General features: G+C 69.5%; 19 protein-coding genes. 13 read left to right on the top strand and 6 right to left on the bottom strand.

Features of this window, described 5'->3' with window-relative positions; translation table 11 throughout:
• Window positions 1-3 precede the first annotated feature (3 nt).
• The gene (locus ACFW47_RS04710; protein ID WP_386286098.1) at window positions 4-291 is read right to left on the bottom strand and encodes a hypothetical protein; all 288 of its coding nucleotides are present in this window, start codon (window positions 289-291) and stop codon (window positions 4-6) included.
• A 416-nt stretch (window positions 292-707) separates the two neighbouring features.
• On the opposite strand from ACFW47_RS04710, the gene ACFW47_RS04705 reads away from it, so the two are divergent.
• The gene (locus ACFW47_RS04705) at window positions 708-3,059 is read left to right on the top strand and encodes an immune inhibitor A domain-containing protein (protein ID WP_386304773.1); all 2,352 of its coding nucleotides are present in this window, start codon (window positions 708-710) and stop codon (window positions 3,057-3,059) included.
• 146 nt (window positions 3,060-3,205) lie between these two features.
• Window positions 3,206-3,547, top strand: coding sequence for a hypothetical protein (locus ACFW47_RS04700; RefSeq protein WP_386304771.1), 342 nt, complete (start codon window positions 3,206-3,208; stop codon window positions 3,545-3,547).
• A 28-nt stretch (window positions 3,548-3,575) separates the two neighbouring features.
• Here the strand turns inward: ACFW47_RS04700 and ACFW47_RS04695 are convergent, their stop codons facing one another.
• Both ACFW47_RS04695 and ACFW47_RS04690 read right to left on the bottom strand, forming a co-directional pair.
• The gene (locus tag ACFW47_RS04695) at window positions 3,576-4,163 is read right to left on the bottom strand and encodes a nicotinamidase (protein WP_382712856.1); all 588 of its coding nucleotides are present in this window, start codon (window positions 4,161-4,163) and stop codon (window positions 3,576-3,578) included.
• Between the two features lie 105 nt (window positions 4,164-4,268).
• Window positions 4,269-5,615, bottom strand: a complete 1,347-nt coding sequence (locus tag ACFW47_RS04690; RefSeq protein ID WP_386304770.1) for a nicotinate phosphoribosyltransferase — start codon at window positions 5,613-5,615, stop codon at window positions 4,269-4,271.
• A 98-nt stretch (window positions 5,616-5,713) separates the two neighbouring features.
• Here ACFW47_RS04690 and clpS point away from each other — a divergent pair, with 98 nt between their 5' ends.
• From clpS to ACFW47_RS04655, 7 genes are all read left to right on the top strand, one after another.
• Window positions 5,714-6,031, top strand: coding sequence for an ATP-dependent Clp protease adapter ClpS (gene clpS / locus ACFW47_RS04685; RefSeq protein WP_073723603.1), 318 nt, complete (start codon window positions 5,714-5,716; stop codon window positions 6,029-6,031).
• A gap of 51 nt (window positions 6,032-6,082) precedes the next feature.
• A complete protein-coding gene (locus ACFW47_RS04680) occupies window positions 6,083-6,691 on the top strand; it encodes a DUF2017 domain-containing protein (RefSeq protein WP_386304768.1) in 609 nt (202 codons plus the stop codon).
• Window positions 6,692-7,031: 340 nt separating this feature from the next.
• Window positions 7,032-8,468: an amino acid permease gene (locus ACFW47_RS04675; RefSeq protein ID WP_386304766.1), complete on the top strand. Its 1,437-nt coding sequence runs from the start codon at window positions 7,032-7,034 to the stop codon at window positions 8,466-8,468.
• A 153-nt stretch (window positions 8,469-8,621) separates the two neighbouring features.
• Complete coding sequence (locus ACFW47_RS04670; RefSeq protein WP_382712845.1) at window positions 8,622-9,044, top strand: Mov34/MPN/PAD-1 family protein; 423 nt, start codon at window positions 8,622-8,624, stop codon at window positions 9,042-9,044.
• A 90-nt stretch (window positions 9,045-9,134) separates the two neighbouring features.
• Window positions 9,135-9,230 carry a putative leader peptide gene (locus ACFW47_RS04665; protein ID WP_310873142.1) on the top strand — a complete coding sequence of 32 codons (96 nt, stop codon included), beginning with the start codon at window positions 9,135-9,137 and terminating at the stop codon, window positions 9,228-9,230.
• A gap of 100 nt (window positions 9,231-9,330) precedes the next feature.
• On the top strand, window positions 9,331-9,618 hold the full coding sequence (locus ACFW47_RS04660) for a MoaD/ThiS family protein (protein WP_386286092.1): 288 nt from the start codon (window positions 9,331-9,333) through the stop codon (window positions 9,616-9,618).
• Between the two features lie 5 nt (window positions 9,619-9,623).
• Window positions 9,624-10,574: a PLP-dependent cysteine synthase family protein gene (locus ACFW47_RS04655; RefSeq protein WP_386286091.1), complete on the top strand. Its 951-nt coding sequence runs from the start codon at window positions 9,624-9,626 to the stop codon at window positions 10,572-10,574.
• A gap of 193 nt (window positions 10,575-10,767) precedes the next feature.
• Here ACFW47_RS04655 and ACFW47_RS04650 read toward each other — a convergent pair whose 3' ends face one another.
• Window positions 10,768-11,232 carry a type II toxin-antitoxin system PemK/MazF family toxin gene (locus tag ACFW47_RS04650; protein WP_386304765.1) on the bottom strand — a complete coding sequence of 155 codons (465 nt, stop codon included), beginning with the start codon at window positions 11,230-11,232 and terminating at the stop codon, window positions 10,768-10,770.
• 204 nt (window positions 11,233-11,436) lie between these two features.
• On the opposite strand from ACFW47_RS04650, the gene ACFW47_RS04645 reads away from it, so the two are divergent.
• Window positions 11,437-12,189, top strand: coding sequence for an MBL fold metallo-hydrolase (locus tag ACFW47_RS04645; protein ID WP_386286089.1), 753 nt, complete (start codon window positions 11,437-11,439; stop codon window positions 12,187-12,189).
• Between the two features lie 71 nt (window positions 12,190-12,260).
• Here the strand turns inward: ACFW47_RS04645 and ACFW47_RS04640 are convergent, their stop codons facing one another.
• Both ACFW47_RS04640 and ACFW47_RS04635 read right to left on the bottom strand, forming a co-directional pair.
• Window positions 12,261-13,511 (bottom strand): PTS transporter subunit EIIC, encoded by a 1,251-nt coding sequence (locus tag ACFW47_RS04640; RefSeq protein ID WP_386304763.1) that lies wholly within the window; start codon window positions 13,509-13,511, stop codon window positions 12,261-12,263.
• Between the two features lie 238 nt (window positions 13,512-13,749).
• Window positions 13,750-15,045, bottom strand: coding sequence for a PTS transporter subunit EIIC (locus ACFW47_RS04635; protein ID WP_386304761.1), 1,296 nt, complete (start codon window positions 15,043-15,045; stop codon window positions 13,750-13,752).
• Between the two features lie 92 nt (window positions 15,046-15,137).
• Here ACFW47_RS04635 and ACFW47_RS04630 point away from each other — a divergent pair, with 92 nt between their 5' ends.
• The 3 genes from ACFW47_RS04630 to ACFW47_RS04620 all read left to right on the top strand — a co-directional run bounded on the left by ACFW47_RS04630 (window position 15,138) and on the right by ACFW47_RS04620 (window position 16,897).
• Entirely contained in the window at window positions 15,138-15,437 is a 300-nt protein-coding gene (locus tag ACFW47_RS04630; RefSeq protein WP_386286087.1) for a glucose PTS transporter subunit EIIB, read from the top strand.
• Window positions 15,438-15,557: 120 nt separating this feature from the next.
• The gene (gene rph, locus ACFW47_RS04625; RefSeq protein ID WP_386286086.1) at window positions 15,558-16,298 is read left to right on the top strand and encodes a ribonuclease PH; all 741 of its coding nucleotides are present in this window, start codon (window positions 15,558-15,560) and stop codon (window positions 16,296-16,298) included.
• 191 nt (window positions 16,299-16,489) lie between these two features.
• Window positions 16,490-16,897 carry a hypothetical protein gene (locus tag ACFW47_RS04620; RefSeq protein ID WP_386286085.1) on the top strand — a complete coding sequence of 136 codons (408 nt, stop codon included), beginning with the start codon at window positions 16,490-16,492 and terminating at the stop codon, window positions 16,895-16,897.
• Window positions 16,898-16,929: the final 32 nt, after the last annotated feature.

Below are 16,929 nucleotides of genomic sequence, written 5' to 3'. Positions count from 1 at the left end.
GCGTCAGGCGGCGCGGTCGCGGGCCGCTTCACCCGCTCCCGCGGAGACCCGGGCCGCCCGTACGGGCTCCCGGACCGCGGGGCGGCCGGAGGCCGGTACGACGGTCATCGTGCGCGTCGTCCTCGGCTGGGGGACCGTCATGGCGACCAGCAGCCCGAGGGCGAGGGCCGCGACGGCGATGACGGCGACTCCGGGACCCGAACTCGTCTGCGACAGCAGGAGCATGGCGAGCGTCGAGAAGATCACGGTGCACGTACCGTAGGCGAACTGTGCGGCAGTCGGACGGGGCATGGCCATCGTGTCCTCGGAAGACAATCTGGGGGTGAGACCGGCTGTCGGCCCGGCTTTCCGCCGGCTTCCGGGCGTTCCGCCAAGCGACTCTAACCCGCTGTGTGCCCGGGGGGAAACAGTGGTAAGCCCGCCCTTACCGGCGGGGCCGATGCACGGGGGGCGCACGGATTCATGGTGCGCCGGAAGCGGACGGTGCCGCGCGCCCGCCGGACGTCCCGCCCGTCCCGCACCGCGTCCGCAAAGCGAACGGCGGCTCCGCATAGTGCAATTGTTCTGCTCAAGTCAAGGTCTGTCTTTTCCGGGGAACCTCTAGTCAAATGTCGTCACTTGAATACACGCGTTGATCACGTGTGCGCGGACTCTGCTCTGTCCTTGTCCCCTCCATCCGCGCGCGTGGACGCGGGGGAGGAACTCAAGTGACCAGAAGATCCTGGACGTTCAGAACGGCGGCGACCACCGTCGCACTCGCCGCCGCCACCGCCACGCTCTCCGCGGCGGGCGTCGCGCAGGCGGACTCGCCCGCCAAGCCGGAGGCCGTGGACCGGCACGATCCGCACCCCGCCAAGGGCATGGACTCCCATGACCTCAAGGGCCCCATGAGCGACACTCAGGCGGCCCAGCGCGAGGAGGCCCTCAAGCAGGTCATCTCCGGCGAGGCCTCGGTGAAGAAGAAGGACGGCTCCAACGTCGTCCAGCTCAAGAGCAAGAAGGGCGACGCCAAGTACGTCGAGCTGGGCCGGGAGAAGACCGACAAGATCTTCACCATCCTGGTCGAGTTCGGCGACGAGATCGACAGCCGCTACGGCGGCGACCCGGGCCCGCTGCACAACCAGATAGCCAAGCCCGACCGGAAGACCGACAACTCGACGGCCTGGAAGGAGGACTACGACCAGCAGCACTTCCAGGACCTGTACTTCGGCTCCGGCAAGGGCGTCGACTCGGTCAAGACGTACTACGAGAAGCAGTCCTCCGGCCGCTACTCGGTCGAGGGCGAGGTCTCCGACTGGGTCAAGGTCCCCTACAACGAGGCCCGCTACGGCAACAACGCCTGCGGCGACACCAACTGCCCGAGCGTGTGGAACGTCGTCAGCGACGGCCTGAACGCCTGGGTCGAGCAGCAGAAGGCGGCCGGCCGCACCGACGCCCAGATCAAGGCCGACGTCGCCCGCTTCGACGAGTGGGACCGCTACGACTTCGACGGCGACGGCGACTTCAACGAGCCCGACGGCTACATCGACCACTTCCAGATCGTGCACGCCGGCGAGGACGAGTCCGCCGGTGGCGGCGCCCAGGGCACCGACGCGATCTGGGCCCACCGCTGGTACGCCTTCGGCACCGACGCCGGCGCCACCGGCCCCGAGCAGAACAGGCTCGGCGGCGCGCAGATCGGCTCCACCGGCATCTGGGTCGGCGACTACACCGTCCAGCCCGAGAACGGCGGACTCGGCGTCTTCGCCCACGAGTACGGCCACGACCTCGGCCTGCCGGACCACTACGACACCGCCGGCGGCGAGAACTCCACCGGCTTCTGGACGCTGATGTCGTCCGGCTCCTGGCTCGGCACCGGTCGCAACGAGATCGGCGACCTGCCCGGCGACATGACCGCCTGGGACAAGCTCCAGCTCGGCTGGCTCAACTACGACACCGCCAAGGCGGGAGTCAACTCCTGGCACAAGCTGGGCGTCGCCGAGTACAACACCAAGCACAAGCAGGCCCTGGTCGTCGAACTGCCGGAGAAGGCGGTCACCACCGAGATCGTCCCGCCCGCCGAGGGCGAGACCCAGTGGTGGAGCGGCAGCGGTGACAACCTCAGCAACACGCTGAGCCGTTCGGTCGACCTGACCGGCAAGTCGAAGGCCGAGCTGACCTACGACGGCTGGTACGACATCGAGGCCAACTACGACTACCTCTACACCGAGGTCTCCACCGACGGCGGCGCCAACTGGACCGCCATCGACGGCACGGTGGACGGCCAGCCGATCCCGCGCGACGCCGCCGACAAGCCGGCCCTGCACGGCACGCTGGACGCCTACTCGAAGTTCGCGTTCTCCCTCGACGCCTACGCCGGCCAGAAGATCGACCTCCGCTTCCGCTACCAGACCGACGGCGGCGTGGCCCAGAAGGGCTTCACGGCCGACTCGATCAAGGTGACCGCGGACGGCGAGGCCCTCTTCACCGACAACGCCGAGACCGCCGACGCCGCCTGGACGGCCGACGGCTTCACCCGCAAGGGCGCGTCCTTCACCGAGGACTACGCGCAGTACTACATCGCCGAGAACCGGCAGTACGTGTCGTACGACAAGACGCTGAAGACCGGCCCGTACAACTTCGGCTTCACGGACCGCCCGGACTGGGTGGAGCACTACGCGTACCAGAACGGCCTGCTGATCTGGAAGTGGGACACCTCCCAGGCGGACAACAACACCAGCCAGCACCCGGGCACCGGCCTGGTCCTGCCGGTCGACTCGCACCCGACCGCGATGAAGTGGAAGGACGGCACCCTGCTGCGCAACCGCGTCCAGGCCTACGACTCGCCGTTCAGCCGCTACCGCACGGACGGCATGACGCTGCACAAGGCGGACGTCGCGAAGTACTTCCCGGGCTCGAAGGGCGTCTCGGTCTTCAACGACCGCAAGAACGACTACTACGACGAGTCGAACCCGACCGGCGGCGTCAAGATCACTGACACCAACACGAAGATCAAGATCCTCAAGGAGGCCAGGAACGGCTCGACGATCGAGCTCGAGGTCGGTCCTGCGGGCAGGTAAATAGCATCTGCCCAGGTCAGAGCATGATCGGCGGCGACCCCCTGGCGGGTCGCCGCCGATCCGTGTTTAGGTGCGTCCTGTGGTTCTCTTATTGACACCTGGTCCGGGAAGCGGACCGGCACCGGCTGACACGGGGGTATGACCGCATGGCCCAGGGAGGCTTCAGCAAGCTGCCGAACGGCACGGTGGTGGTGGCACTCAACCTGCCCAGCCCCGCCACGCCCGAGGGCAGCCTGCGCTTTCTCGTCCACGCCCAGAACCGGGCGCGCGCCCTGACCAGGCTGCGCAACCTGGGGCTGCGGGCGGTCTACCTGCGGGGCAACGCCGCCCCGCCGACCCCGGACGAGATCACCGCGGTCCTGCACCACCCCGACGGCCTGATATGGCGCACCGCCCCGGCGGCCGGCGTCCCGGGCGGCCCGGAGCTCGTCCAGGAGCTGTGGCACCCGATCCGGGCGCTCCTCAGACGCCCTGCGCCGCAGCCGTAGCCGCAGCCCGGCCTGACGGCGGCGGGCGCTACTGGACGACCGGCTTCCCGGACAGCTCCACACCCGCCTCCCGCAGCTCCTCCATCGCCCGCTCGGTGGTCTCGGGGGCCACTCCGGCGGTCAGGTCGAGCAGCACCTGTGTACGGAAGCCCTCGCGGGCCGCGTCCAGGGCGGTGGCCCGTACGCAGTGGTCGGTGGCGATGCCGACCACGTCGACCTCGTCGACCTCGCGGGCCCGCAGCCAGTCGGCGAGCGTCGTGCCGTTCTCGTCGGCGCCCTCGAAGCCGCTGTAGGCCGCCGAGTACGCGCCCTTGTCGAAGACGGCGTCTATCGCCCCGGAGGCGACGGCGGGGGCGAAGTTCGGGTGGAAGCCGACCCCCTCCGTGCCGGCCACGCAGTGCGCGGGCCAGGAGTGGACGTAGTCCGGGTTGTCGGCGAAGTGGCCGCCGGGCGCGATGTGGTGGTCGCGGGTGGCCACGACGTGGCGGTAGCCGGCGGGCGCCTGCCCGATCAGCTCGGTGATGGCGGCGGCCACGTCGGCACCGCCGGTCACCGCAAGGCTGCCTCCCTCGCAGAAGTCGTTCTGCACGTCTACGACGATCAGGGCGCGGCGCATGGTCGGTGTCCTTCGGCTGGGTCGGCTGTGGGGTAGGAGGGACGGAGGTCGCGGGGTGAGGACGGGATCGGCGGGTGGTGCGGCGCCGGTCGGACCGCACCAGCTTTAGCTACCCGAGCCCTCGTGCGCGTACTCCGTCGGAATGACGGGTTCCCCTCGGGAGAGCTGCGTCGCGGACAGCGGGAGGTTGGCCCGGGCGGCCGCGTGCCGGTCCCGGGCGGCGTCCAGCGGCTCGCGGGCGACCACCTCCCCGCCCTTGACCAGCTCGACGAGGAGCTGCCGGTCGGCGAGGTCGTCGGGCACCGGCCCGGTGCCGACCACCTCGGCCTCGGCGTACCCGTAGGAGTCCAGCCGCCGGGCGGCCCACTTGCGGCCGCCGACCGAGGTCTTGCCGCCGCTGGACTTCTTCGCCACCGGCACCAGCGGCGCCCCGTCGTCACCGGACTCGGCTCGGGCGACCAGCTTGTAGACCATGGAGGCCGTCGGGTGCCCGGAGCCGGTCACCAGCTGGGTGCCGACGCCGTACGCGTCCACGGGCGCCGCGGCGAGCGAGGCGATGGCGTACTCGTCCAGGTCCGAGGTCACGACGATCTTCGTCTCCGTGGCGCCCAGCTCGTCGAGCTGCTGGCGCACCCGGTGGGCGACCAGCAGCAGGTCGCCGGAGTCGATGCGCACGGCGCCCAGCTCGGGCCCGGCGACCTCCACGGCCGTGCGGACGGCCTCGGCGACGTCGTAGGTGTCCACGAGAAGGGTCGTGTCCCGGCCCAGGGCGTCCACCTGGGCCCGGAAGGCGTCGCGCTCGTTGTCGTGGAGCAGGGTGAAGGCGTGGGCGGAGGTGCCGACCGTGGGGATGTTGTAGCGGAAACCGGCGGCCAGGTCGGAGGTGGTCGCGAAGCCGCCGACGTAGGCGGAGCGGGCGGCGGCGACCGCGGCCAGCTCGTGGGTGCGGCGGGCGCCCATCTCGATCAGCGGGCGGTCCCCGGCGGCCGAGGCCATCCGGGAGGCGGCCGCGGCGATCGCCGAGTCGTGGTTGAGGATGGAGAGGATCACCGTCTCCAGCAGCACGCACTCGCCGAAGGTCCCCTCGACCCGCATGATCGGCGAGCCAGGGAAGTACACCTCGCCCTCGGGGTAGCCCCAGATGTCGCCGCTGAAGCGGTACCGGGCGAGCCAGTCCAGGGTCTCCTCGTCGACGATGTCCCGCTCGCGCAGGAAGCGCAGGACGCCGGCGTCGAAGCGGAAGTTCTCGACCGCGTCCAGCACCCGCCCGGTGCCCGCCACGACGCCGTAGCGCCGCCCGTTCGGCAGGCGCCGCGTGAAGACCTCGAACACGCTCCGCCGCCCGGCCGTGCCCGCCTTCAGGGCGGCCCGCAGCATCGTCAGCTCGTACTGGTCCGTGAAGAGCGCCGTCGAGGGGACGTCCACCGGCAGCCCTAGGTCCGCTGTGTTCATGCCGAGAATGCTACCCCCATTTCGTCAGTCTGACGATTTGTGGTCCCGTGGCGCCCGCCACAGGCCCGTTTGTGCGGGTGCCCCCCTGTGGTGGCAGCATGGGCCATGTGACGGCAGCCGCACCCATGGAGATCGAGAAGACCGAGTCGGCGGAGGAGGTCTTCGCCGTACCCGAGCCCGACGTGCCCTGGGTGACGATCGTGCACAACGACCCCGTCAACCTCATGAGCTACGTGACGTACGTCTTCCAGTCCTACTTCGGCTATTCGAAGGACAAGGCGACCAAGCTCATGATGGACGTCCACCACAAGGGCCGGGCGGTGGTGTCCAGCGGCTCGCGCGAGGAGATGGAGCGGGACGTCCAGGCCATGCACGGCTACGGTCTGTGGGCCACCCTCCAGCAGGACCGGAAGTGACCGGAAATGATCCACGCCCGCCCGCAGGACGGAAGTAGCTGAATCACCTCCATGCCAGGACAGTTCGAACCGCTCCCCGGCGGCGGCGCGGCCGTCGCCCTCGACGACGTCGAGATCTCCATCATCCGGTCCCTGGCCGTGCAGCTCCTGGAGCTGATCGGCCCCGGCCCCGCCGAGGACGCCTCCGACGACCCGCTCGCCGAGCTCTTCGCCGAGGGTCCGAGCGAGCCGCCCTCCGACCCCGTGCTGCGGCGCCTGTTCCCGGACGCCTACGGCGACCCCGCCTCCGCCCCGCAGGCCGCGGAGGCCGAGGAGCAGCGGGCGTACTCCGCCGAGTTCCGCCGCTACACCGAGAACGACCTGCGGGCCGGCAAGCGCGACAACGCCCTCGCGGTGGTCCGCACCCTGGACGCCCTCTCCTCGGCGTCGGCGGGCGAGGACGGCGCGGTGCTGAAGCTGTCGCCCGAGGAGTCCCAGCAGTGGCTGCGCGTACTGAACGACCTGCGGCTGGCGATCGGCTCCCGGCTGGAGATCGCCGACGAGGACGACGCGGACCTGCTCTACCGGCTCCCCGACGAGGACCCGCGCAAGCCGATGGTGATGGCGTACCTGTGGCTCGGCGGGCTGCAGGAGTCGTTGGTATCGACCCTCATGCCCTGAATGTCAGGCCTGGTGTCCGCTCAGCGGACGCTCAAATCCGGGTAATGATCTCGTCAAGGAGTCATCCCTCTTCGCCCGTCTCGGGTGCCTTTTGTCCCGTTATACCTGTGTGACGCGTCACACTGCGCCCCTGTGATCGACATCGCGGCCGTGGTAAATCTTCACGACCGCCCGGCGAACACCACCCGAATGTTCGGCCGGGTGCGCCACCGAGCCGGCGGACCGCCGGCCAGGCAGAGAGCGGGACGTGAGCCCGCTCAGCTCCATCATCCGGGGGGATCGAGACCCGATCCGCGGCCGACGACAGGCCCGGGTCGGCATGGAGAAAGGCGCACCACACATGACCTCTGCGCAGGTCGACACGGAGAAAGCACCTGAAGAGGGCTACGAGCGCGGACTCAACAGCCGTCAGGTCCAGATGATCGCGATCGGCGGCGCCATCGGCGTCGGCCTCTTCCTGGGCGCCGGGGCCAACATCGCCAAGGCCGGGCCCAGCATCATCCTCATGTACGCCCTCGCGGGCGTGATCATCTTCTTCATCATGCGGGCCCTCGGCGAGCTGCTCCTCTACCGCCCCGTCTCCGGTTCCTTCGCCGAGTACTCGCGGGAATTCCTCGGCCCCTTCTTCGGGTACTTCACCGGCTGGACGTACTGGCTGATGTGGGTGGTCACCGGCATGGCGGAGCTCACCGCCGCCGCCATCTACATCCACTACTGGTTCCCGGAGATCCCGCAATGGGTCTCCGCCCTCGTCTTCCTCGTCCTGCTCTTCGTCGCCAACCTGATCTCGGTCAAGCTGTTCGGCGAGATCGAGTTCTGGTTCTCGATGGTCAAGGTCACCGCCATCATCGGCATGATCGTGATCGGCATCGGCGTCCTCACCCTGGGCTTCAGCCAGGCCGGCGACACCGCCGCCGTCTCCAACCTGTGGGAGTTCGACGGCTTCTTCCCCAAGGGCATCGGCTCGTCCCTGATGACCCTCCAGGGCGTCATGTTCGCCTACCTCGCCGTCGAGCTGGTCGGCGTCACCGCCGGCGAGTCGGAGAACCCGGAGAAGACCCTCCCCAAGGCGATCAACACCCTGCCCTGGCGCATCGCCCTCTTCTACGTCGGCGCCCTCACCGTCATCCTGGCGGTGGTCAAGTGGACCGAGTTCGCCGAGGGCGTCAGCCCCTTCGTGGAGGCCTTCGCGGTCATCGGCATCCCGGCCGGCGCCGGCATCGTCAACTTCGTCGTGCTCACCGCGGCCCTGTCCTCCTGCAACTCCGGCATGTACTCCACCGGCCGCATGCTGCGCACCCTCGCGGACAACGGCGAGGCCCCCGGCGTCTTCAGGCGGCTGTCGTCCACCAAGACCCCGGCCATCGGCATCGGCGTCTCCGTGATCTTCATGGGCATCGGCGTGGTCCTCAACTACACCGTCCCGGAGAAGGCGTTCGGCTACGTCACCTCCGTCGCCACCGCCGCCGGCATCTGGACGTGGCTGATGATCCTCATCAGCCACGTCATGTACCGGCGCAAGGTCGTCGCGGGCCGCCTGCCCGCCTCCTCCTTCCCGGCTCCGGGCGGCTCGGTGTGCTCGTACATCGCCATCGCCTTCCTCCTCTTCGTCACCTGCCTGATCGCCTACGACGCCGACGCCCGCGTCTGCCTGTACGTGATGGCCGGCTGGGCTGCCGCCCTCGGCATCGGCTGGGCCGTGCTCAAGAGCCGCAACCCCGAGGTCGCCGAGCGCCGCGGCGAGCCGGACCCGGAGAAGCTCGAGAAGATCGTCTGACCTTCTGACCTGCGCGTTCTCGCGCACCCGGGACGTCCGGTCACCGGGGACGCTCGTGGCGTCCTCACCGGCCGCCGCTCAGGACGTCCAGCATGTGGGCCGCCCCGTACCACCCACCGGTACGGGGTGGCCCTTCTGCTTATCCTGGGCCGCATGCTGACCATCACCCAGGCCCTGTACGACCAGATCGTCGCCCACGCGCGCGAGGACCACCCCGACGAGGCGTGCGGCGTGGTGGCCGGTCCCGTGGGCGAGGGCCGCCCCGAGCGGTTCATCCCGATGCTCAACGCCGCCCGCTCGCCGACGTTCTACGAGTTCGACTCGCAGGACCTGCTCAAGCTCTACCGGGAGATGGACGACCGCGACGAGGAGCCCGTGGTCATCTACCACTCCCACACCGCCACCGAGGCCTACCCCTCGCGCACCGACATCACCTACGCCAACGAACCCGGCGCCCACTACGTCCTGGTCTCCACCGCCGACACCGACGACGCCGGAGAATTCCAGTTCCGCTCGTTCCGCATCCTGGACGGAGAGGTGACGGAGGAGGAGGTCAAGGTCGTGGACGCCTACTGAAGCTCCCTTCGTATCGCATCGCGGATGAGAGGCGTCCAGCAGGTGAGATCACACTCCGGAAGCGGGTCCGGGAATCGATACGATGAGCCCATGGTTCTTCTCGACGTGAGCGAAAAGGCGCCGGGCACGCTGCTCGTGGCGCGGCTGCACGTCGACCTGTGCAGGCTGAACAGCGCCATCTGTTGATCTTCCGCTGCCGCCGTACGGCCGTCGGCCGCGGCGGGCTGCCGCGTGCCGCCGCGCGCCTCACCGAACCCACGACACCTTCCGACAGGAGCCCTCAGCCATGGCCATCGAGGTCCGCATCCCGACCATCCTCCGCCAGTACACCGACGGCCAGAAGGCGGTGGAGGGCAACGGGGACACCCTCGCCCAGCTCTTCGCCGACCTCGAGACCCGGCACACGGGCATTCAGGACCGACTCATCGACAAGGCGAACGGGGAGCAGTTGCGCCGCTTCGTCAACGTCTACCTGAACGACGAGGACGTCCGCTTCCTCGACGGCATCGACACCAAGCTGTCCGACGGCGACAGCATCACGATCCTGCCGGCCGTCGCCGGCGGTATGGCCTGATCGGGATGCGGTACGACTCCCCGCTGGCCGCGGTGGGCAACACCCCTCTGGTGCGCCTGCCGCGGCTGTCGCCGTCCGACGACGTCCGCATCTGGGCCAAGCTGGAGGACCGCAACCCCACCGGCTCGATCAAGGACCGCCCCGCGCTCCACATGATCGAACAGGCCGAGAAGGACGGCCGCCTCTCCCCGGGCTGCACCATCCTGGAGCCGACGAGCGGCAACACCGGCATCTCGCTGGCCATGGCCGCCAAGCTCAAGGGCTACCGCATCGTCTGCGTGATGCCCGAGAACACCTCCCAGGAGCGCCGCGACCTGCTCGCCATGTGGGGCGCGGAGATCATCTCCTCCCCGGCCGCGGGCGGCTCCAACACCGCCGTACGGGTCGCCAAGGAACTCTCCGCCGAGCACCCGGACTGGGTCATGCTCTACCAGTACGGCAACCCGGACAACGCCGGCGCCCACTACGCCGGCACCGGCCCGGAGATCCTCGCCGACCTCCCGTCCATCACCCACTTCGTCGCCGGCCTCGGCACCACCGGCACCCTGATGGGCGTCGGCAGGTACCTGCGCGAGCACAAGCCCGGCGTGAAGATCGTCGCCGCCGAACCGCGCTACGACGACCTGGTCTACGGCCTGCGCAACCTCGACGAGGGCTTCGTGCCCGAGCTGTACGACGCCTCCGTCCTCACCACCCGCTTCTCCGTCGGCTCGGCGGACGCCGTCACCCGCACCCGGGAGCTCCTCCAGCAGGAGGGCATCTTCGCGGGCGTCTCCACCGGCGCCGCCCTGCACGCCGCGATCGGCGTCGGGAAGAAGGCGGTGAAGGCCGGCGAGAGCGCCGACATCGTGTTCGTCGTCGCCGACGGCGGCTGGAAGTACCTCTCCACCGGCGTCTACACCGCGTCCACCACCGAAGAGGCCATCGACACCCTCCAGGGCCAGCTCTGGGCCTAGGGGGCGTCGTTCGGATCGGGCCGGGGCGCGGGGTCCGGCACGCCCGTCTGCGGCGTTGTCGTCGGTTGCCAGGGCTCCTCCCTGTCGCCCTCCTCCGCCTCGCAGCCGCACGCACCGGACCCCGCTCCGGCCGGCCGCAAGGCGCTGTGACCCGGAGTCGGGCCCGATCCGAACGACACCCCCTGAGCGCCGCTCACCGGGCGAGGTGACGGACCTGGTCCCACAGGGCCGGGTCCACCTCGCCCACCCTGCGCCGGAAGTCCCGCACCGGCACCCGGCGCAGCTCGTCCGTCTCCAGGTAGCTCGTCCGCCCCCGCGCGTCCCCCACGGAGCCCGGCGGCAGCGTGATCACCCCGGCCCGCTCCTCCCGGTACCGGCTGGTGATCTTCGCGACCAGCGCGCGCCGCCCGCGCACCGAGATCACCAGGCACGGCCGGTCCTTCGCGCCCTCCGTGTCCTCGTACGGCACGTCCGCCCACCAGATCTCCGCGGGCCGCGGCCGCGCCGCCCGCCCCCTCGGCCCCGTGGCCCGCCCCGGCGGACGCCGGCTGCCGCCCGGACGCGGCGGCCGTCGCCCCCGCCCCCACCCGTCGACGATCACGGCGACGAAGGCGAGCAGTACCACCGCCGCGAACGCGAGCCACCAGGACGTGTCCATACCAACGACGGTACCGGCGCACACCACGCCCGCGCGCCCCCTCCCCGGCCCCGCGCGCCCCTGGTCCAGCCGAACCGGTGACAGCACAGGTGAGTTCGCCCACAACGGCCCCTGGCGGAGGAGCGACCAAAGGTTTTGCGCCTTACGCTCGACAAACCGCACGACCCCCGTCTCTCCACACGCGCCAGCGGAGGTTTCTGCTTCATGAAGCTCACCGTCGTCGGCTGCTCGGGGTCGTTCCCGTCCGCGGAATCGGCCTGCTCGAGCTACCTCGTCGAGGCCGACGGCTTCCGGCTGCTCCTCGACATGGGTAACGGCGCCCTGGGCGAGCTGCAGCGCCACTGCGGTCTCTACGACCTCGACGCGATCTTCCTCAGCCACCTGCACGCCGACCACTGCATCGACATGTGCGCCTACTTCGTGGCGCGCTACTACCGGCACGACGGCGGCCGCTGCGCCCCCCTCCCGGTCTACGGCCCCGAGGGCACCGAGCACCGGCTCACCACCGCCTACGCCGACACCCCCTCGGCCTCCTCCATGAGCGAGGTCTTCGACTTCCACACGGTCAAGCCGGGCACCTTCGAGATCGGCCCGTTCGCCGTGCACACCGACCGCGTCGCCCACCCCGTGGAGGCCTACGGCATCCGCGTCGAACACGGCGGCCGGTCACTGACCTACTCCGGGGACACGGGCGTCACCGCCGCACTGGACGAACTCGCCCGCGACACCGACCTCTTCCTGTGCGAGGCCGCCTTCACGCACGGCAAGGAGAGCATCCCGGACCTGCATCTCAACGGCCGCGAGGCGGGCCAGACGGCGACCCGCGCCGCCGCGCGGCGCCTGGTCCTCACCCACATCCCGCCGTGGACCGACCCCCGGGTCAACCTCGCCGACGCGCGCGAGGCCTTCGACGGGCCGGTGGAGGTGGCGGCGGCGGGGGCGACGTACGAGATCTGAGTCCGCTACGGCGAAGGCCCCCGAACCGGAAGAGCGGTTCGGGGGCCTTCGCCATGCCGTGCGGGGGAGGCTCACGCCTTCGTGAGGTCCTCGATCTCCTCCTCGGGCTCGCGGCCCGGGGTCTTCAGGTTGAACTTGACGATCGCGAAGCGGAACGTCACGTAGTAGATCACCGCGAAGACCAGACCGATCGGGATGATCAGCCATGGCTTGGTGGCCAGGTGCCAGTTCAGCGCGTAGTCGATGAAACCGGCCGAGAAGTTGAAGCCGGCGTGCACACCCAGGCCCCACGTGACCGCCATCGAGATCGCGGTGAGCACCGCGTGCAGGACGTAGAGGACCGGCGCGATGAACATGAAGGAGAACTCGATCGGCTCGGTCACACCCGTCACGAACGAGGTCGCGGCCAGCGAGACCATCATGCCCATCACGGCCTTGCGGCGCTCCGGACGGGCGCAGTGCGCGATGGCGATGGCGGCGGCCGGCAGACCGAACATCATGATCGGGAAGAAGCCGGACTGGAAGATGCCGGCGTCGGGGTCGCCGGCCAGGAAGCGGGTGATGTCACCGTGCACGACCTCACCGGCGGCGTTGGTGAAGTCACCGAGCTGGAACCAGGCCACGGTGTTCACGAACTGGTGCATGCCGACCGGGATCAGCGCGCGGTTCACACCGCCGAACAGGGCCGCGCCACCGGCGCCGAGGCCGGTCATCCACTCGCCGAAGTCCGAGATGCCCTCACCGATGGGCTCCCAGACCAGACCGAAGAAGACACCGACCACGATGCCGACGAAGGCCATGATGATCGGCACCAGACGGCGGCCGTTGAAGAAGCCGAGCCAGTCCACCAGCTTCTTGCGGTGGTACCGCTGCCACAGCACGGCGGCGAGCAGACCCATGATGATGCCGCCGAGCACCCCCGGGTCGTTGTACGTGGCCGCGACGTCCTCGCCGTTCTTGACCACCGCCTCGGTGACGGGGAAGGCCTCCAGGACCTTGCTGTAGACCAGGAAGCCGACCACCGCGGCCAGCGCGGTCGAACCGTCCGCCTTCTTGGCGAAGCCGATGGCCACGCCTATGCAGAACAGGATCGGCAGCGAGCCGGTGAGGGCACCGCCCGCGTTGTTGAAGACGGCGGCGACCTTGTCCCAGCCCAGGCCGTCCTGGCCGAAGATGTCGTCCTGGCCGAGCCGGACCATGATGCCCGCCGCCGGCAGCACGGCGATCGGGAGCTGCAGGCTCCGGCCGACCTTCTGCAGACCCTGGAAAAGACCAGATCCCCGCTTCTTTGCGGGGGCCGCCTTGTCGGTGGCGGTGCTCATACTTCCTCCATCGGGTGGTGGTCTACACCACTCAGTGGTGTAGACCTGTTGTAGCACGATGAAGGCGGCGTAAGGAACCCGTGATTCCGCTACCGGAGCGCTACGCGCAGTACCCGGCCGGGACCCCCTGGCCGGACCTCGCGAAGGCGTCGCGAAGGCGTGCCGAAGGCCCCCGGACCAAGGGTCCGGGGGCCTTCGCAAGACCACCCCCAAAGGGTACGCGAGGGGTGTGTGAGGTCTACACCTTCGTGACGTCCTCCACCTCGTCCTCCGGTTCCCGCCCCGGCGTCTTCAGATCGAACTTCGTGATCGCGAACCGGAAGATCACGTAGTACACGACCGCGAAGCACAGACCGATCGGAATGATCAGCCACGGCTTCGTCGCCAGGTTCCAGTTGATGACGTAGTCGATCAGCCCCGCCGAGAAACTGAACCCGTCCTTCACGCCCAGCCCCCACGTCACCGCCATCGACACACCCGTCAGCACCGCGTGCACCGCGTACAGCACCGGAGCGATGAAGAGGAACGAGTACTCCAGGGGCTCCGTGATCCCCGTCACGAACGATGTCAGCGCCACCGACAGCATCAGACCGCCCACCTCCTTGCGGCGGTGCGGCTTCGCGCAGTGCGTGATCGCCAGCGCCGCGGCCGGCAGCGCGAACATCATGATCGGGAAGAAGCCGGTGGTGAACTGCCCCGCGTTCGGGTCGCCCGCCAGGAACATGTTGATGTCACCGTGCACCACCGTGCCGTCCGGCTTCGTGTACGAACCGAACTGGAACCACATCGGCACGTTGAGGAACTGATGCAGACCGATCACCAGCAGCGCCCGGTTCGCCAGACCGAACACACCCGCACCCCACGCGCCCAGCCCCGTCAGCCAGTCGCTGAAACTCTCCAGCGCGTCACCGATCGGCGGCCACACCCACAGGCACAGCGCCGCGAACGCGATGGCCACGAACGCCATGATGATCGGCACCAGCCGGCGCCCGTTGAAGAACCCGAGCCAGTCCACCAGCTTCGTACGGTGGAACCGCTGCCAGAAGTACGCCGCCAGCAGCCCCATCACGATGCCGCCGAACACCCCCGGATTCTGGTACGTGAACGCCGTCACCGTCCCCGAACCGTCCGTCAGCTGACAGCCGACCTGCGGAACCGCCTCCGAACCCTCCGGGCAGTCCTCCGGGAACTGCCGCAGCACGTTCCAGTAGACGAGGAACCCCGCCACCGCCGCCAGCGCCGTCGAGCCGTCCGCCTTCTTCGCCATCCCGATGGCCACGCCCACGCAGAACAGCAGCGGCAGCCCCAGCGAGCCGTCCAGCAGCGCACCGCCCGCGCCGGTCATCACCTTCGAGACGTTCGTCCACCCCAGGCCGTCGTCACCGAAGACGTCCGGCTGCCCCAGACGATTGAGAATGCCCGCCGCGGGCAGGACCGCGATGGGCAACTGCAGACTGCGGCCCATCTTCTGCAGACCCTGGAACGCCTTGTTCCAGCGGGCACGGGCGGGGCTGACCGCGCTGTCGGCACTCATCCGGTCTCCATCCGGTCGCCGGTACACTGGTGTAGACCAGTTGACGGACGGCTCCGCCGCCGTGACGCCATCATTCGGCACAAGCCCCACCGATGGCTCGCGAAGATGGGCCAACTGTGGGTTACTGCCACAAAGCGGCTCGGATCAGGGAGAAGAACATGGCCAGCAAGGCTGAGAAGATCGTCGCCGGCCTCGGCGGCTTGGACAACATCGAGGAGGTCGAAGGCTGCATCACCCGCCTTCGCACCGAGGTCAACGACCCCGACCTGGTCAACGAAGCCGCCCTGAAGGCCGCCGGCGCCCACGGCGTCGTCAAGATGGGCACCGCCATCCAGGTCGTCATCGGCACCGACGCCGACCCGATCGCCGCGGAAATCGAAGACATGATGTAAGCGTCCCGCGCGCATCAGGGCGCGCCGGCGCCCACCCGGGCGCCGAAAAGCGCCCCCCGGGGCCCTCCCGCCGCACACCGCGGGAAGGGCCCCTTCCCATGCCCCGCTAGGCTCACCCGCATGTCACGCATCGACGGCCGCACCCCCCAGCAGCTCCGCCCCGTCACCATCGAACGCGGCTGGAGCAAGCACGCCGAAGGCTCCGTCCTCGTCTCCTTCGGCGACACCAAAGTCCTCTGCAACGCCTCCGTCACCGAAGGCGTCCCCCGCTGGCGCAAGGGCAGCGGCGAAGGCTGGGTCACCGCCGAATACGCCATGCTCCCCCGCGCCACCAACACCCGCGGCGACCGCGAATCCGTCAAGGGCCGCATCGGCGGCCGCACCCACGAGATCAGCCGCCTCATCGGCCGCTCCCTGCGCGCCGTCATCGACTACAAGGCGCTCGGTGAGAACACCATCGTCCTGGACTGCGACGTCCTCCAGGCCGACGGCGGCACCCGCACCGCCGCCATCACCGGCGCCTACGTCGCCCTCGCCGACGCCATCAGCTGGGCCCAGCACACCAAGAAGCTGATCAAGCCCAGCCGCAAGCCGCTGACCGGCACCGTCTCCGCCGTCTCCGTCGGCATCGTCGACGGCACCCCCCTCCTCGACCTCCGCTACGAGGAGGACGTCCGCGCCGACACCGACATGAACGTCGTCTGCACCGGGGACGGCCGCTTCGTCGAGGTCCAGGGCACCGCCGAGGCCGAGCCCTTCGACCGCGACGAGCTCAACACCCTCCTCGACCTCGCCGCCGCCGGCTGCACGGAACTGGCCGAACTCCAGCGCAAGGCGCTTGATACCGTCCTGGAAAAGTAAAGAGCGCACCAAGGGCACGCCAAGAAAGGCGGCCGGGACACGCAACTCGACCGCCCGCCACAGCGTCACTAGCAGTACGAGCGGCAGCACAGCAGTTCTACGGGCGTACAGCCGAAGCCGGTTGTGCGCCCGCCGCCGCACCGACCGCACACGGGCCGCCCGGCCCTGTCCCAAGGGGAGGACCGAGACCCATGGCCGCGAGCCGCCACCGCCGCCTTCGCCGCACCACCGTCACCGCCGCAGCCGTGGCGGCCTTCGCCCTGACGGCCGGCCTCACCACCGGGTGCGACGCCGTCGACAAGGCACTCGACTGCGTCCAGACCGCCGACGCCATCGCCGACAGCGTCACCGCCCTCCAGCAAGCCGTGGAGAACGCGTCCAACGACCCGACGCAGCTCGAGGAATCCCTCAACTCCATAGACAAGAACCTCGACAAGATCGGCGACCAGACCGACAACGCGGACGTCAGCAAGGCCGTCGAAGACCTCGGCAAGGCCGTCGACAACGTCCGCACCTCCGTCGAGAACGGCGACAACACCCCCGACCTCAGCCCGGTCACCGACGCGGCCGGCGAACTGACCAAGGTCTGCACGCCGTAGGGACGGCTGAGCGGGACGGACTCATGGGGTCC

It is taken from the genome of Streptomyces sp. NPDC058796, from assembly GCF_042745235.1.
Taxonomy (GTDB): domain Bacteria; phylum Actinomycetota; class Actinomycetes; order Streptomycetales; family Streptomycetaceae; genus Streptomyces.
The sequence above is the reverse complement of the archived record's forward strand: the minus strand, read 5'-3'. Positions and strand labels throughout refer to the sequence as shown.

Coding starts and splice junctions, on each gene's coding strand:
- ACFW47_RS04675 (WP_386304766.1), top strand. CDS start 7,032: ATGACCTCTGCGCAGGTCGACACGGAGAAAGCACCTGAAGAGGGCTAC.
- ACFW47_RS04665 (WP_310873142.1), top strand. CDS start 9,135: ATGGTTCTTCTCGACGTGAGCGAAAAGGCGCCGGGCACGCTGCTCGTG.
- rph (WP_386286086.1), top strand. CDS start 15,558: ATGTCACGCATCGACGGCCGCACCCCCCAGCAGCTCCGCCCCGTCACC.
- ACFW47_RS04710 (WP_386286098.1), bottom strand. CDS start 291: ATGCCCCGTCCGACTGCCGCACAGTTCGCCTACGGTACGTGCACCGTG.
- ACFW47_RS04620 (WP_386286085.1), top strand. CDS start 16,490: ATGGCCGCGAGCCGCCACCGCCGCCTTCGCCGCACCACCGTCACCGCC.
- ACFW47_RS04650 (WP_386304765.1), bottom strand. CDS start 11,232: ATGGACACGTCCTGGTGGCTCGCGTTCGCGGCGGTGGTACTGCTCGCC.
- ACFW47_RS04670 (WP_382712845.1), top strand. CDS start 8,622: ATGCTGACCATCACCCAGGCCCTGTACGACCAGATCGTCGCCCACGCG.
- ACFW47_RS04655 (WP_386286091.1), top strand. CDS start 9,624: ATGCGGTACGACTCCCCGCTGGCCGCGGTGGGCAACACCCCTCTGGTG.
- ACFW47_RS04660 (WP_386286092.1), top strand. CDS start 9,331: ATGGCCATCGAGGTCCGCATCCCGACCATCCTCCGCCAGTACACCGAC.
- ACFW47_RS04700 (WP_386304771.1), top strand. CDS start 3,206: ATGGCCCAGGGAGGCTTCAGCAAGCTGCCGAACGGCACGGTGGTGGTG.
- ACFW47_RS04630 (WP_386286087.1), top strand. CDS start 15,138: ATGGCTCGCGAAGATGGGCCAACTGTGGGTTACTGCCACAAAGCGGCT.
- ACFW47_RS04640 (WP_386304763.1), bottom strand. CDS start 13,511: ATGAGCACCGCCACCGACAAGGCGGCCCCCGCAAAGAAGCGGGGATCT.
- clpS (WP_073723603.1), top strand. CDS start 5,714: ATGGGCCATGTGACGGCAGCCGCACCCATGGAGATCGAGAAGACCGAG.
- ACFW47_RS04645 (WP_386286089.1), top strand. CDS start 11,437: ATGAAGCTCACCGTCGTCGGCTGCTCGGGGTCGTTCCCGTCCGCGGAA.
- ACFW47_RS04680 (WP_386304768.1), top strand. CDS start 6,083: ATGCCAGGACAGTTCGAACCGCTCCCCGGCGGCGGCGCGGCCGTCGCC.
- ACFW47_RS04635 (WP_386304761.1), bottom strand. CDS start 15,045: ATGAGTGCCGACAGCGCGGTCAGCCCCGCCCGTGCCCGCTGGAACAAG.
- ACFW47_RS04690 (WP_386304770.1), bottom strand. CDS start 5,615: ATGAACACAGCGGACCTAGGGCTGCCGGTGGACGTCCCCTCGACGGCG.
- ACFW47_RS04695 (WP_382712856.1), bottom strand. CDS start 4,163: ATGCGCCGCGCCCTGATCGTCGTAGACGTGCAGAACGACTTCTGCGAG.